The organism is Pseudomonas sp. B10(2017), from assembly GCF_002113295.1.
In the GTDB taxonomy this organism is placed as follows: Bacteria; Pseudomonadota; Gammaproteobacteria; order Pseudomonadales; family Pseudomonadaceae; genus Aquipseudomonas; species Aquipseudomonas pudica.
Map to the genome: position 1 here is coordinate 166,829 of NZ_NEJU01000004.1, position 13,236 is coordinate 180,064.

11 protein-coding genes are annotated in these 13,236 nt (G+C 62.2%); 7 read left to right on the forward strand and 4 right to left on the reverse strand.

Going from position 1 to position 13,236, the window contains the following annotated elements; genetic code table 11:
* The first annotated feature begins 11 nt into the window (after window positions 1-11).
* Window positions 12-974 (forward strand): GlxA family transcriptional regulator, encoded by a 963-nt coding sequence (locus CAF92_RS07410; RefSeq protein WP_085600010.1) that lies wholly within the window; start codon window positions 12-14, stop codon window positions 972-974.
* Here CAF92_RS07410 and CAF92_RS07415 read toward each other — a convergent pair.
* From CAF92_RS07415 to CAF92_RS07425, 3 genes are all read right to left on the reverse strand, one after another.
* Window positions 965-1,516, reverse strand: a complete 552-nt coding sequence (locus CAF92_RS07415; RefSeq protein ID WP_085600012.1) for a hypothetical protein — start codon at window positions 1,514-1,516, stop codon at window positions 965-967. The two genes, CAF92_RS07410 and CAF92_RS07415, sit on opposite strands and share 10 nt — an antisense overlap.
* A 65-nt stretch (window positions 1,517-1,581) precedes the next feature.
* Window positions 1,582-2,298 carry a hypothetical protein gene (locus tag CAF92_RS07420; protein WP_085600014.1) on the reverse strand — a complete coding sequence of 239 codons (717 nt, stop codon included), beginning with the start codon at window positions 2,296-2,298 and terminating at the stop codon, window positions 1,582-1,584.
* A 115-nt stretch (window positions 2,299-2,413) separates the two neighbouring features.
* A complete protein-coding gene (locus tag CAF92_RS07425; RefSeq protein ID WP_085600016.1) occupies window positions 2,414-2,815 on the reverse strand; it encodes a lysozyme inhibitor LprI family protein in 402 nt (133 codons plus the stop codon).
* Between the two features lie 287 nt (window positions 2,816-3,102).
* Between CAF92_RS07425 and CAF92_RS07430 the strand changes: the two genes are divergently transcribed.
* From CAF92_RS07430 to CAF92_RS07455, 6 genes are all read left to right on the forward strand, one after another.
* A complete protein-coding gene (locus tag CAF92_RS07430) occupies window positions 3,103-4,080 on the forward strand; it encodes a dipeptidase (protein WP_023382781.1) in 978 nt (325 codons plus the stop codon).
* A 77-nt stretch (window positions 4,081-4,157) separates the two neighbouring features.
* On the forward strand, window positions 4,158-4,688 hold the full coding sequence (locus tag CAF92_RS07435; protein ID WP_046614486.1) for a DUF5943 domain-containing protein: 531 nt from the start codon (window positions 4,158-4,160) through the stop codon (window positions 4,686-4,688).
* Window positions 4,689-4,703: 15 nt separating this feature from the next.
* Window positions 4,704-6,764 (forward strand): dimethylglycine demethylation protein DgcA, encoded by a 2,061-nt coding sequence (dgcA, locus tag CAF92_RS07440; protein ID WP_046614485.1) that lies wholly within the window; start codon window positions 4,704-4,706, stop codon window positions 6,762-6,764.
* Between the two features lie 177 nt (window positions 6,765-6,941).
* Window positions 6,942-8,894 (forward strand): dimethylglycine demethylation protein DgcB, encoded by a 1,953-nt coding sequence (gene dgcB / locus CAF92_RS07445; protein WP_046614484.1) that lies wholly within the window; start codon window positions 6,942-6,944, stop codon window positions 8,892-8,894.
* Entirely contained in the window at window positions 8,894-10,126 is a 1,233-nt protein-coding gene (locus CAF92_RS07450) for an electron transfer flavoprotein subunit alpha/FixB family protein (protein ID WP_085600017.1), read from the forward strand. The genes dgcB and CAF92_RS07450 overlap by 1 nt, the downstream gene beginning before the upstream one ends.
* A gap of 10 nt (window positions 10,127-10,136) precedes the next feature.
* Window positions 10,137-10,907, forward strand: a complete 771-nt coding sequence (locus tag CAF92_RS07455) for an electron transfer flavoprotein subunit beta (protein WP_085600018.1) — start codon at window positions 10,137-10,139, stop codon at window positions 10,905-10,907.
* A gap of 887 nt (window positions 10,908-11,794) precedes the next feature.
* On the opposite strand, the gene gbcA is transcribed toward CAF92_RS07455, so the two are convergent.
* Entirely contained in the window at window positions 11,795-13,087 is a 1,293-nt protein-coding gene (gene gbcA / locus CAF92_RS07460; RefSeq protein ID WP_046614482.1) for a glycine-betaine demethylase subunit GbcA, read from the reverse strand.
* Window positions 13,088-13,236: the final 149 nt, after the last annotated feature.

Here is a 13,236-nt window from a genome sequence, read left to right on the forward strand (position 1 = left end):
TGGAGCATGCAATGCCGCAAATCATTCACTTCCTGTTGTTGCCCGGGTTCTCGGCCATGGGTTTCATCAGTGCCCTGGAACCACTGCGGGTGGCCAACCGCTTCAAGGGCTCGTTGTATCGCTGGCAGGTGTTGAGCCTGGACGGAGGCGCAGTGCAGGCCAGCAATGGCATGTCGGTGAACGCCGATGCAGCGCTGGCGGCGGGCGGACCTGGCGGCATCCTGCTGATCGTCGCCGGCTTCGAGCCATTGGCCTGTTACGGGCCGGCGCTGCAGCAGGCGCTACGCCGCCTGGACCATGAGGGGGTTGTTCTGGGGGGCATCGATACCGGCGCGGTGGTGCTGGCCGAGGCCGGTCTGCTCGACGGCCATCGCGCCACCGTGCACTGGGAGGCGCTGGAGGCGTTCAAGGAGAACTATCCGAGCCTGCAGGCGACCCAGGAGCTGTTCGAAATCGATCGCCGGCGCATCACCTGCGCGGGTGGCACTGCCTCGATCGACCTGATGCTCGACCTGATTGCGCAATCCCACGGCAGCGAGCTGGCGGTGCAGGTATCGGAGCAGTTCGTGTTGGGCCGCATTCGGCCGCGGCAGGATCATCAGCGGATGCAGATTGCCTCTCGCTATGGCATCAGCAACCGCAAGCTGGTGCAGGTGATCGGCGAGATGGAAAAGCATACTGAGCCACCGTTGAGCACATTGGAGCTGGCCGCCCGTGCCATGATCACCAGGCGTCAACTGGAGCGCTTGTTTCGTCTGCACCTGAATGACACGCCCAGTGGGTTCTATCTTGACCTGCGTCTGGACAAGGCGCGTCAGCTGCTTTGCCAGACGCAGATGAGCATCACGCAGGTAAGTGTGGCATGCGGTTTCGAGTTGCCGTCGTACTTTACCCGCCGGTACAAAAGGCGCTTTGGACGCTGTCCTCGTGAAGAGCGTCAGGCGCTGAAGCCACAGCTGCCGGATCAGAACTGATCGAGGTCGGAATACGCCTGGAGGCGGTTTTCGATCTGTACTCGCCGCGCCTCGAAAGCCCGAGTGTCGAGTTTGGCGCCCATATGGTCCAGTAGCAGGGCCACGCGCGTCCGCGGAGCATCCGGGTCGGTCGCACAGCACAAGTGAAAGATGATCGCCAGGGGGCTGCCGTTGTCATCCAGGTCAAAGTCGATGCGCAGGTGCGAGCTGGCCGAGGTGCTGCGCAGCAGGGCGAGGTCTGGCTGTTTCAAGCCATTGAGTATGTCCTTGGCAACCCGCTCGAACTTGAGGTTGCGCCTCTGGGGCGCTGGAATCCAGCCGTTGAAGACGTCCTGAAACACGGCATCCGTGGGTACGCAGTTGATGCTTTTCGTCGTCCGTTCGAACAATTCGATACCGATGTCTTCCAGGCCCTGTAGAAAATGGTTGAACCAGCGCTGGCCGTCCTGTTGACGATCGTGAGCCTGGTTGGCCCCCAGTTGCGCCAGGCGCAGGCAGGCGTGAAGGTCCTCCCATGGTTGGGTGGCAGGTTTGGTGGGCATGCTTCTGGCCCTCGTCGCAAAGTAGGAAGGGGAGCCTGGCGCCGCTGGGCGGCGCCAGGTTCAGGTCAGATGTCCAGCGCCAGGATGTCGAACGCCTGGCTGGCCAGCTTCATCCTGACGGCATCGCGCATGGCGTCGAAGTGACGAACACTGAACGAGCCCTGCTGCGAGGCCCGGTAAACCCGGGTGTTCGACTTGTCGATGATGCGGCCAGCCGACCCTGCGGCTTTCTCGGCCTTGTCATAGCTCAGCTGAACGCTGGTCATGTGCATGATCGGCAGCCCTTGCGGTGTCATCTCGCAGGCCGAAATCTGAATGGTGCTGGATTTCCCCGAAACGCTCACGCTGCTTTCTTCAAGCAGTTGCTGCGCCTTCGGCGTTTGTACGATCGCTTCGAAGGAGCGTTGTACACAGCGGCTCAGGCGGTGGCTGGCGCCGATCTGGACGGTGACAATCTGGGGCACCAGGGTGGCCAGCGTGTGGGTGTCCTTGTCGATTGCTTCCTCGACATGGGCGGCGCCGGTCAGCGTCCAGCCGAATTTGCCCAGACCGTCGTTGTAGAAGTTGTACCACTCGCGCTGCTGGGTTTCCTTGTCGAACTTCTTGTTCGCCGACAGGTTCATCAGGCGCATGCCATCGAGCACATCTTCGGCAACACTGGCCGGTACATCCGGGGCAAAGATGCAGACGGTGTTGGCTACCATGACGGCGCGTTCTTCGCCTTCTTTCTTCAGGGCGGCAATGGCGCTGTTCATGTCGGTCTTGCTGATAGTAGAGGTCATGTCTTGGTTTCCGATCTAGTTCATCATCGGCACCTCGGGCGAGGCGCCGGGGACGCACTTTGGTTCGGATCGTCAAGACAGATAAGCCGACAGCCTTTCCTGCCCAGGAACTTCCTTACTGCTGGCCGATGGACTGCAGGTATTCCGAGCGGTCATCGCTGCGCTGTGCCACGCAGGTGTTCCACGCCGCTTCGAACGCTTTGCTGCCCGGCTTCTCGGCGTAGGTTTCTACCTTGCAGTCGGCATCGCGCAGCTGCGTCCACAGTTTCTCGGCGGCATCCATGCGCCCGGCCAGGGCATCGGCCTTGTCGCTTTCGTCGGCGTACTGGTCGCGAATGCGCTGGATAAGGTCGTCATACGCCGACTTCAGTTCACGCTCGGCCGTCTGCTTGTTGAATGCCGCGCAAGCATATGTCTGCTGGTCGGTCTCGACGTTGTCGCACGGGGTGCTTTCTTCTTCGCCGGCGTGGGCGCCCGATACGATAGCCAGCAATACCAGCCATGCCATTGATTTCATCCGTTTTCTCCTCAACAAGGCTGACGAATCGGCTGGATTCTCGCTCAGCTGTCGGCAAGACGATAGCTCCCTGAAGAAATGTTCATGAAACGGCCGGAAATGTCGTTATCGAGACTGTCTCTCATCGCCAGACGGCGCGCCAGAGGGCGCGATGTCGCGCATTGACGCTTTCGGCAAACCCCCTGTCGTTTTTGCATCGGGGCGCTGTTGGGCACAGGCATATGCTGGCCCCAAAGCGCCGGCAATAAGGTTTGGCGCAAACCCATTCAATAAAAGGGGACAGCCTGATGAGCCCAGCCGAACTTCACGCCGACAGCATCGTCATTGACGGCCTGATCATTGCCAAATGGAACCGCGAGCTGTTCGAGGACATGCGCAAAGGCGGGTTGACTGCGGCCAACTGCACGGTGTCGGTCTGGGAAGGTTTCAAGGCTACCGTCGACAACATCGCCGCCAGCCAGAAGCTGATCCGCGAAAACAGCGACCTGGTGATGCCGGTGCGCACCACTGCCGACATCCGCAAGGCCAAGGAGCTGGGCAAGACCGGTATCCTTTTCGGCTTCCAGAACGCCCATGCCTTCGAAGACCAGATCGCCTATGTCGACGTCTTCAAGCAGCTGGGCGTGGGCATCGTGCAGATGTGCTACAACACTCAGAACCTGGTCGGCACCGGCTGCTACGAGCGTGACGGCGGCCTGTCGGGCTTCGGCCGCGAGATCGTTGCCGAAATGAACCGCGTCGGCATCATGTGCGACCTGTCCCACGTCGGCTCCAAGACCTCCGAAGAAGTCATTCTCGAGTCGAAAAAGCCGGTCTGCTACTCGCACTGCCTGCCTTCGGGCCTGAAAGAGCACCCGCGCAACAAGTCGGACGAAGAGCTGAAGTTCATCGCCGACCATGGCGGTTTCGTCGGTGTGACCATGTTCGCGCCGTTCCTGGCCAAGGGCATCGACTCCACCATCGACGACTACGCCGAAGCCATCGAATACACCATGAACATCGTTGGTGAAGACGCCATCGGTATCGGTACCGACTTCACCCAGGGCCACGGCCAGGACTTCTTCGAGTACCTGACCCACGACAAGGGTTACGCCCGTCGCCTGACCAACTTCGGCAAGATCATCAACCCGCTGGGCATCCGCACTGTGGGCGAATTCCCCAACCTCACCGAAACCTTGCTCAAGCGCGGCCACTCCGAGCGCGTGGTGCGCAAGATCATGGGTGAGAACTGGGTCAACGTCCTCAAGGACGTGTGGGGCGAGTAAGCCGCTCTCCAAGCCTGAAAGCCCCTGCCAGCAACGCCGGGGCATCCCAATAAAAAATTTTATGGAGTTGAGTTTCCATGGCCAAGATCGCCCCGCAATTGCCAATCGAAGTAGACAGCGAGACCGGTGTCTGGACCAGCGACGCCTTGCCGATGCTGTATGTGCCGCGCCATTTCTTCGTCAACAACCACATGGGCATCGAAGAAGTCCTGGGCGCCGACAAGTATGCCGAGATCCTCTACAAGGCCGGCTACAAGTCCGCCTGGCACTGGTGTGAAAAAGAAGCTGAGTGCCATGGCCTGGAAGGCGTGGCGGTGTTCGAGCACTACATGAAGCGCCTGAGCCAGCGTGGCTGGGGCCTGTTCGAGATCCAGGACATCGACCTCGACAAGGGAACCTGCAGCGTCAAGCTCAAGCACTCCGCGTTCGTGTACGTCTATGGCAAGTGCGGCCGCAAGGTCGACTACATGTTCACCGGCTGGTTCGCCGGCGCCATGGACCAGATTCTCGCTGCCCGCGGCAGCTCGATTCGCACTGTGGCCGAACAGGTCTATGGCGGGTCGGAAGAAGGTCACGAAGATGGCCTGTTCGTCGTCAAGCCGTTGTAAGCCGGAGATAGCGTCATGGCATTCGAAGCAATGTTCCAGCCGATCCAGATCGGCAAACTGACCATCCGCAACCGTGTGCTCAGCACCGCGCACGCCGAGGTCTACGCCACTGACGGCGGCATGACGACCGACCGCTACGTGAAGTACTACGAAGAAAAGGCCAAGGGCGGTATCGGCCTGGCGATCTGCGGCGGCTCGTCGGTGGTGGCCATCGACAGCCCGCAGGAGTGGTGGTCGTCGGTCAACCTGTCGACCGACCGCATCATCCCGCACTTCCAGAACCTGGCTGACGCCATGCACAAGCATGGCGCCAAGATCATGATCCAGATTACCCACATGGGCCGTCGCTCGCGTTGGGACGGCTTCAACTGGCCGACCCTGATGTCGCCGTCGGGTATCCGTGAACCCGTGCACCGCGCCACCTGCAAGACCATCGAGGTGGAAGAGATCTGGCGCGTGATCGGCAACTACGCGCAAGCTGCCCGCCGCGCCAAGGAAGGTGGCCTGGACGGCGTGGAACTGTCGGCCGTGCACCAGCACATGATCGACCAGTTCTGGAGCCCGCGCGTCAACAAGCGTACCGACGAATGGGGCGGCACCTTCGAAGGCCGCATGAAGTTCGGCCTGGAAGTACTGAAGGCCGTACGCGCCGAAGTCGGTGACGATTTCTGCGTGGGCATGCGTATCTGTGGCGACGAGTTCCACCCCGATGGCCTCAGTCACGAGGACATGAAGCAGATCGCCGCCTACTACGACGCCACCGGCATGATCGATTTCATCGGCGTGGTCGGCTCGGGTTGCGACACCCATAACACCCTGGCCAACGTCATCCCCAACATGAGCTACCCGCCGGAGCCGTTCCTGCACCTGGCCGCCGGCATCAAGGAAGTGGTCAAGGTCCCGGTACTGCACGCGCAGAACATCAAGGACCCGAACCAGGCCACGCGCATCCTGGAAGGCGGCTATGTCGACATGGTCGGCATGACCCGCGCGCACATCGCCGACCCGCACCTGATCGCCAAGATCAAGATGGGCCAGGTCGACCAGATCAAGCAGTGCGTCGGTGCCAACTACTGCATCGACCGCCAGTATCAGGGCCTGGACGTGCTGTGCATCCAGAACGCCGCGACCTCCCGCGAATACATGGGGGTGCCGCACATCATCGAGAAGACCACCGGGCCCAAGCGCAAGGTCGTCATCGTCGGCGCCGGCCCTGCCGGTATGGAAGCGGCCCGCGTGGCTGCCGAGCGCGGCCACGACGTGACCGTGTTCGAGAAGAAGGACCAGATCGGCGGGCAGATCACCATCGCCGCCAAGGCGCCGCAGCGCGACCAGATCGCCGGTATCACTCGCTGGTACCAGCTGGAGTTCGCCCGCCTGAAGATTGACCTGCGCCTTGGCACCGCCGCTGACGTGGCGACCATCCAGGACCTGCGCCCGGACATCATCGTGCTGGCGGTGGGTGGGCATTCGTTCCTGGAGCAGAACGAGCACTGGGGCGCCGCCGAAGGGCTGGTGGTCAGCAGCTGGGATGTGCTCGACGGCAAGGTTGCGCCGGGCAAGAACGTGCTGGTGTACGACACCATCTGCGAGTTCACCGGCATGTCGGTGGCTGACTTCATCGCCGACAAGGGCAGCCAGGTGGAGATCGTCACCGACGACATCAAGCCGGGCGTGGCCATGGGCGGTACTACCTTCCCGACCTACTACCGCAGCATGTATCCGAAAGAAGTGATCATGACCGGCGACATGATGCTGGAAAAGGTCTACCGCGAAGGCGACAAGCTGGTGGCGGTGCTGGAAAACGAATACACCGGCGCCAAGGAAGAGCGTGTGGTCGACCAGGTGGTGGTGGAGAACGGCGTGCGTCCTGACGAGCAGCTGTACTACGCACTGAAGGAAGGTTCGCGCAACAAAGGCCAGATCGACGTGGAGGCGCTGTTCGCCATCAAGCCACAGCCGATCCTCAGCCAGCCGGGCGAAGGCTACCTGCTGTACCGCATCGGCGACTGCGTGGCCCAGCGCAACGTGCATGCGGCGATCTACGACGCCTTGCGCCTGTGCAAGGACTTCTGATCGAGAAAAATCGTCGCCACCGGGCGCGGTCCCTGTGGGAGCGGGTTCACCCGCGAAAGCGTCAGCACAAGCAACAAAGTTGTCTGATCTGACGCATTCGCGGGTAAACCCGCTCCCACAAGGGGCCAATCCCATCTTCAGAGTGGCGCAAGAATCCAGCTGTTGTGGGAGCCTCCCATGTTGAACACCCTTCTACCTATTCTGCTGTTCGCTGCCCTTGGCCTGGCAGTGCTCGGCGCCCTGCGCCGGGTGCGCATGTGGCGGCGTGGCCGGCCGTCCAAGGTCAACCTGATCGGCGGCCTGCTGGCCATGCCGCGCCGTTACCTGGTGGACCTGCACCATGTGGTCGAGCGCGACAAGTACATGTCCAAGACCCACGTGGCCACCGCTGGCGGCTTCGTGCTGTCGGCCGTGCTGGCGATCCTGGTGCACGGCTTCGGCCTGCAGAGCAAGATTCTCGGCTACGCGTTGCTGGTGGCTACCGTGATCATGTTCAGCGGCGCCATCTTCGTCTTCAAGCGCCGCCTCAACCCGCCTTCGCGCCTGTCCAAGGGCCCGTGGATGCGCCTGCCGAAGAGCCTGCTGGCGTTTGCCGTGAGCTTCTTCATCGCCACCTTGCCGGTCGCCGGCATCCTGCCGGCCAACACCGGTGGCTGGGTGATGGTGGGCATTCTCGGCCTGGGCGTGCTGTGGGGCGTGTCGGAGCTGTTCTTCGGCATGACCTGGGGCGGCCCGATGAAACACGCCTTCGCCGGTGCCCTGCACCTGGCCTGGCACCGCCGCGCCGAACGCTTCGGCGGCGGCCGCTCCACCGGCCTCAAGCCGCTGGACCTGGAAGACCCGAACGCGCCGCTGGGCGTGGAAAAGCCGGTGGACTTCACCTGGAACCAGCTGCTGGGCTTCGACGCCTGCGTGCAGTGCGGTAAATGCGAAGCTATGTGCCCGGCCTTTGCTGCCGGCCAGCCGCTGAACCCGAAAAAGCTCATCCAGGACATGGTCATCGGCCTGGCCGGTGGCACCGATGCGCAGTTCGCCGGCAGCCCATACCCGGGCAAACCGATCGGTGAGCATGGCGGCCACCCGCACCAGCCGATCGTCAATGGCCTGGTCGACGCCGAAACGCTGTGGTCGTGCACCACCTGCCGTGCCTGCGTCGAGGAATGCCCGATGATGATCGAGCACGTCGATGCCATCGTCGACATGCGCCGTCACCTCACCCTGGAAAAAGGCGCTACCCCGAACAAGGGTGCCGAAGTGCTGGACAACCTGATCGCTACCGACAACCCGGGCGGCTTCGCCCCCGGTGGCCGCATGAACTGGGCCGCCGACCTCAACCTGCAACTGCTGTCGGAGGTGAAAACCACCGAGGTGCTGTTCTGGGTCGGTGACGGTGCCTTCGACATGCGCAACCAGCGCACCCTGCGCTCGTTCGTCAAGGTGCTCAAGGCTTCGGGCGTGGACTTTGCCGTGCTCGGCCTGGAAGAGCGCGATAGCGGCGACGTGGCTCGCCGTCTGGGCGATGAGGCGACCTTCCAGCAATTGGCCAAACGCAATATCCAGACCCTGGCCAAATACAAGTTCCAGCGCATCGTCACCTGTGACCCGCACAGCTTCCATGTGCTGAAGAACGAGTACGGCGCCCTGGGCGGCGACTATCAGGTGCAGCACCACAGTACCTACATCGCCGAACTGATCGCGGCCAACAAGCTCAACCTTGGCCAGCACAAGGGGGGCAGCGTCACCTACCACGACCCGTGCTACCTGGGCCGTTACAACGGTGAGTACGAAGCTCCACGGGCTGTGCTCAAAGCCCTGGGTATCGAAGTGCGCGAGATGCAGCGCTCCGGCTTCCGTTCCCGCTGCTGCGGCGGTGGCGGCGGTGCGCCGATCACCGACATCCCGGGCAAGCAGCGTATCCCGGACATGCGCATGGACGACATCCGCGAGACCGAGGCCGAACTCGTAGCCGTGGGGTGCCCACAGTGCACCGCCATGCTCGAAGGCGTGGTCGAACCGCGCCCACAGATCAAGGACCTGGCCGAGCTGGTGGCCGACGTGCTGATCGAAGCGGACGCGCCCTCTGCCCCAAAGCCGCAAACGGCCAAACGTGAACCTGCGGAGGTGCACTGATGAGCGACATTATCCGCCGCGACCCACGCGCCGAGTGGATCGCCCGTAACCGTCTGCACCCGCTGCATGCAGCGATGCAGACGCAGCAGACCAGCTGGATGGGGCCCAACGGCCTCATCCGCAAGAACCCCCATGCGATTGCCGCAGGCTTCATCGGCCCGGCCGGCATCAAGCGCATCGACCGCAGCGGCGCCCAGCAGGGCACTGCCGTGGGCGGGCGACGCACGGCGGCGGTTGAGGTCAAGCTGCCGCTGCACCAGGTACCTGCGCCGGCGTTCTACATTGCCGTGGTGCCGGACATGGTCGGTGGCCGCCTGAGCAGCCACGACCGCGACCTGCTCGGCCTGGCCCACAGCCTGGCCGGCAGCGACGGTGCGGTGTTGGCAGTGGTGTTTGGCGAGCATAAGGAAAGCAACTTTTCCACAGCCGGGGTCGACCGCCTGCTGGTCATCGAAGGCGAGGCATTCGAAGGTTATGCACCGGAGCAACTGGTACAAGGCCTGCGGGCTGTGGATAACCAGTTCACCCCGCGCCACTGGCTGCTGCCCGACAGCCGCACCGGTGGTGGCGAACTGGGCCGGCGCCTGGGCGCGGCACTGGGCGAGCGCCCGGCGACGCGGGTATGGCAGGTCAAGGACGGCCAGTGCATCGGCCGTGCCGGTGCCGGCCAGCAGGATTTGCAGCGCGCCGTACCACGCTTGATCCTGGCGGCGGCCGAGTGCGCCGAGCCGGTCAGCGAAACCCGTCACGAAGCGCTGCCGGTGGAGTTGTCCACAAGCGTTGCGCGTAGCCTGTCGCGGATCGAAGACCTGGGCTCGGTGGCCGTGGACCCTGCCACCATTGCCATGGCCGAGGCCGAGTTCATCGTTTCGGGCGGCAACGGGGTCAAGGATTGGGACCTTTATCACAAGGCCACTGCGGCCCTTGGCGCCACCGAAGGCGCCTCGCGGGTGGCGGTGGACGACGGCTTCATGCCCCGTAACCGTCAGGTGGGTGCCACCGGTACCTGGGTTACCGCGCGGGTCTACGTGGCTGTGGGTATCTCGGGCGCGATCCAGCACCTGCAGGGCATCGGCGCCTGCGACAAAGTGGTGGCGATCAACATGGACCCGGGCTGCGACATGATCAAACGGGCCGACCTGTCGGTAATTGGCGACAGTTCGGCGATTCTCCAGGCACTGATCGAGGCTGTGGACAACTACCGCAGCGGCGGCCAGCGCGACGCGGCATAAGGGCACGAGCATGAGTACGAAAGTGATCAGCCTGGTTTCCATCGGTGCCCACCCCAGCTCCGGCCGCGCTCGCCGCGCCGAGCAGGATGCGCGCGCCGTGGAGCTGGGTTTGCAGCTGGCTGGGGATAACTTGCAGGTGGTGCATGCCGGCGACCCACGGGAAGAGGCGCTGCGCGCCTACCTGGGGATGGGCCTGGACCATCTGGATGTGCTGGAGCAGCCGGCCGGCGCGGATGTGCTGGGCGTGCTCGGGGATTACCTGCGCGACGCCGGGGCCCAGCTGGTGCTGACCGGCAGCCAGGCCGAGACCGGTGAGGGGTCGGGCATGTTGCCCTTCCTGCTGGCCGAAAAGCTCGGATGGCCGCTGATTGTCGGGTTGGCTGAAGTGGAGTCGATCGACAACGGCACCGCCCAGGTATTGCAGGCGCTGCCGCGCGGTCAACGGCGTCGGTTGAAGGTGCGCCTGCCGTTGCTGGCGACTGTGGATAACGCTGCGCCCAAGCCGCGCCAGAGCGCTTTCGGGCCGGCACGCCGGGGTGTGTTGGCGGCACGCAACGTAGCTATTGTCGAAGACGAATTGCTGACTGAAGCCGAATTGCAACCGGCCCGCCCACGGCCCAAGCGGCTGAAGGTTATCAAGGCCAAGAGCGGTGCTGACCGGATGAAGGCGGCGACGGCCAAGGCCAGTGGCGGCGGAGGCAAGGTGTTGAAGGACGTTTCGCCACAGGAAGGCGCCGAGGCCATCCTCAAGCTGTTGGTGGAAGAAGGCGTGCTGCGCTAGAGCCTCACGCGGTCCCGTTGTAGGAGCGGCCTTGTGTCGCGATGGGTTGCGCAGCAGCCCCGGCAATCTTGACTGGTAGTCGAGATCCTGGGGCCGCGCTGCGGCCCATCGCGACACAAGGCCGCTCCTACATTCCATACACAGTATCGAGCGAATGTTTTTGCCCACCAAATCTGTTCGCCAAGGTGTGGATAAAGTGTTGGCGCATGGTCACAGCCCTTGTATCACGTGGCCTCCAAGCGTTTGATCAAAAAACGATCAGTCTTATCCCTGCCTTCGCATACAACGCACGCCAGCACCCTCCTGATTTTGCCCACAATCGCTGTTAGCCGGTCTGTGGATAATCTGTTTGATAGCTTCTGTAGGCCTTGTATTTAAAGGTTTCGGTAGGTTTGTTCAAAAATGAGCAAATCCGGATGAGGTCTTCTTTATCTCCGATAATCAGGACCTTGGGGCGCTTATCCACAACCAGATCGAACAAAACGAATCAATTGCCCACAAACTCTGTTGGTGTCTCTGTGGAAAAAGTGTTCGCGGAGGCCGCCAAGCCTTTATCAGCAAGGCTTTCAAAGGTTTGGTCAGAAAACGTTCAATTCGCGATTTAAGCTAGCGGAAGAGCGCCGGGCAGTATTTTCCACAGGGCCTGTTCGCCGATCGATGCTCTGGCGCGACATCAAGAAAAACGTCAGCCCAAGACCTGGAACGATTTTCAGCGGGCGAATCAGGAAGGGAAAGCACAAGATGGCGCCGCGGAGCGGCTAAGAAAAGGGACGGGAAATGCCGGTTTGTAAGATCGAGGATGAAGCCAACGGAGATTGTCGCGCAGATCCGGAAGTACGGTGAGAAGACCAAGCCTGTGAGTTACCCACAGGCTTGGTTCGCGTGTATCACTGCGCCTGAACTTCCTTCAGATACGCCGCCGGCTCTGCCCCCAGATTGTTCAGCAAGCGCTGGCTGTACCAGTCAATGAAGTTGACCACGCCAAACTCGTAGGTTTTCGAGTAAGGCCCAGGCTGGTACGCAGTGGAGTTGATCCCGCGCTGGTTTTCTTCGGCCAGGCGACGGTCCTGATCGTTGGTCGCGTCCCAGACCTTGCGCATCTGCTCAGGGTCATAGTCCACGCCTTCCACGGCATCCTTGTGGACCAGCCACTTGGTGGTGACCATGGTTTCCTGGGCGCTGATCGGCCACACGGTGAACACGATCATGTGGTCGCCCATGCAGTGGTTCCAGGAGTGTGGCAGGTGCAGGATGCGCATAGAGCCCAGGTCGGGGTTCTTGATGCGGCCCATCAGCTTCTTGCATGCCTGCTTGCCATCCATGGTCATCGACACGGTCCCCTTGAGCAGCGGCATCCGCACGATACGGTTACGCAGGCCATGGCTCTTGTGCAGGTACGGGATCTTCTCGGCTTCCCAGGCAGCGGCGGAGGCGGCTACGTGGTCCTTGAAGGCCTGGTCGGCGCGTGGGTCGTTGGTGTCATCCCACTCCAGCAGGGTTTTCAGCAGCTCAGGGTGCGACCCGTTGCAGTGGTAGCACTCGCGGTTGTTTTCCAGCACCAGCTTCCAGTTGGCCTTTTCCATCAAGGTGGTTTGTACCGCCACCTTGGTGTTTTCCATGTCGTACGGTTCCATGTAGTGGTCCAGGGTGGCCAGGAACTCGTCGATGGCGGGCGGGTTTTCCGCCAGGCTGATAAAGATGTAGCCGCCTGCAACTTTCACATTCACAGGCTTGAGGCCGTACTGGTTCATGTCGAAGTCGGCGCCCATTTCGGTGCCGGCGAACAGCAAGCGGCCATCCAGCTCGTAGGTCCACTGGTGGTAGGGGCAGACCAGCTTGGCCACCTTGCCTTTTTCGCTGGTGCACAGACGCGAGCCGCGGTGGCGGCACACGTTATGGAAGGCATGCACTTTGCCCTCGGCGCCACGGATCACGATGATCGGGTTCTTGCCGATCTGCAGGGTCAGGAAATTGCCCTTTGTCGGAATCTCGCTTACCAGCCCCGCAATCAGCCACTCCTTGTGGAAGATCTCCTGCATGTCGATCTGGAACAGACGCTCGTCGGTGTAGAAAGGCTGGGGTAGCGAGTAGGTGCGCTCGCGGGTCTGCAGCATCTCGGCGGTGGCCTTGCGTGCAGGTTCCAGTGGATCGCCCAGGCTCAGGGTTGCGGTGACGTCCATCGTGTATTCCTCGGGGCCGTGTGCGGCCGGCAAAAGGTGGCTAATCGTTGTTGTGGTGCCGCAAGGCTGCTCATCAAGAAACAGCTGGTTGTTTTGCCGTGGAGTGTGCGTCCGAAGGCGTCATGAACCGTATCCATGGGCGACATGGC

Excerpts from the sequence above, each read along its gene's own strand:
- CAF92_RS07425 (WP_085600016.1), bottom strand. The coding sequence starts at position 2,815 with ATGAAATCAATGGCATGGCTGGTATTGCTGGCTATCGTATCGGGCGCC.
- CAF92_RS07420 (WP_085600014.1), bottom strand. The coding sequence starts at position 2,298 with ATGACCTCTACTATCAGCAAGACCGACATGAACAGCGCCATTGCCGCC.
- CAF92_RS07455 (WP_085600018.1), top strand. The coding sequence starts at position 10,137 with ATGAGTACGAAAGTGATCAGCCTGGTTTCCATCGGTGCCCACCCCAGC.
- gbcA (WP_046614482.1), bottom strand. The coding sequence starts at position 13,087 with ATGGACGTCACCGCAACCCTGAGCCTGGGCGATCCACTGGAACCTGCA.
- dgcB (WP_046614484.1), top strand. The coding sequence starts at position 6,942 with ATGTTGAACACCCTTCTACCTATTCTGCTGTTCGCTGCCCTTGGCCTG.
- CAF92_RS07450 (WP_085600017.1), top strand. The coding sequence starts at position 8,894 with ATGAGCGACATTATCCGCCGCGACCCACGCGCCGAGTGGATCGCCCGT.
- CAF92_RS07435 (WP_046614486.1), top strand. The coding sequence starts at position 4,158 with ATGGCCAAGATCGCCCCGCAATTGCCAATCGAAGTAGACAGCGAGACC.
- dgcA (WP_046614485.1), top strand. The coding sequence starts at position 4,704 with ATGGCATTCGAAGCAATGTTCCAGCCGATCCAGATCGGCAAACTGACC.
- CAF92_RS07430 (WP_023382781.1), top strand. The coding sequence starts at position 3,103 with ATGAGCCCAGCCGAACTTCACGCCGACAGCATCGTCATTGACGGCCTG.
- CAF92_RS07415 (WP_085600012.1), bottom strand. The coding sequence starts at position 1,516 with ATGCCCACCAAACCTGCCACCCAACCATGGGAGGACCTTCACGCCTGC.
- CAF92_RS07410 (WP_085600010.1), top strand. The coding sequence starts at position 12 with ATGCCGCAAATCATTCACTTCCTGTTGTTGCCCGGGTTCTCGGCCATG.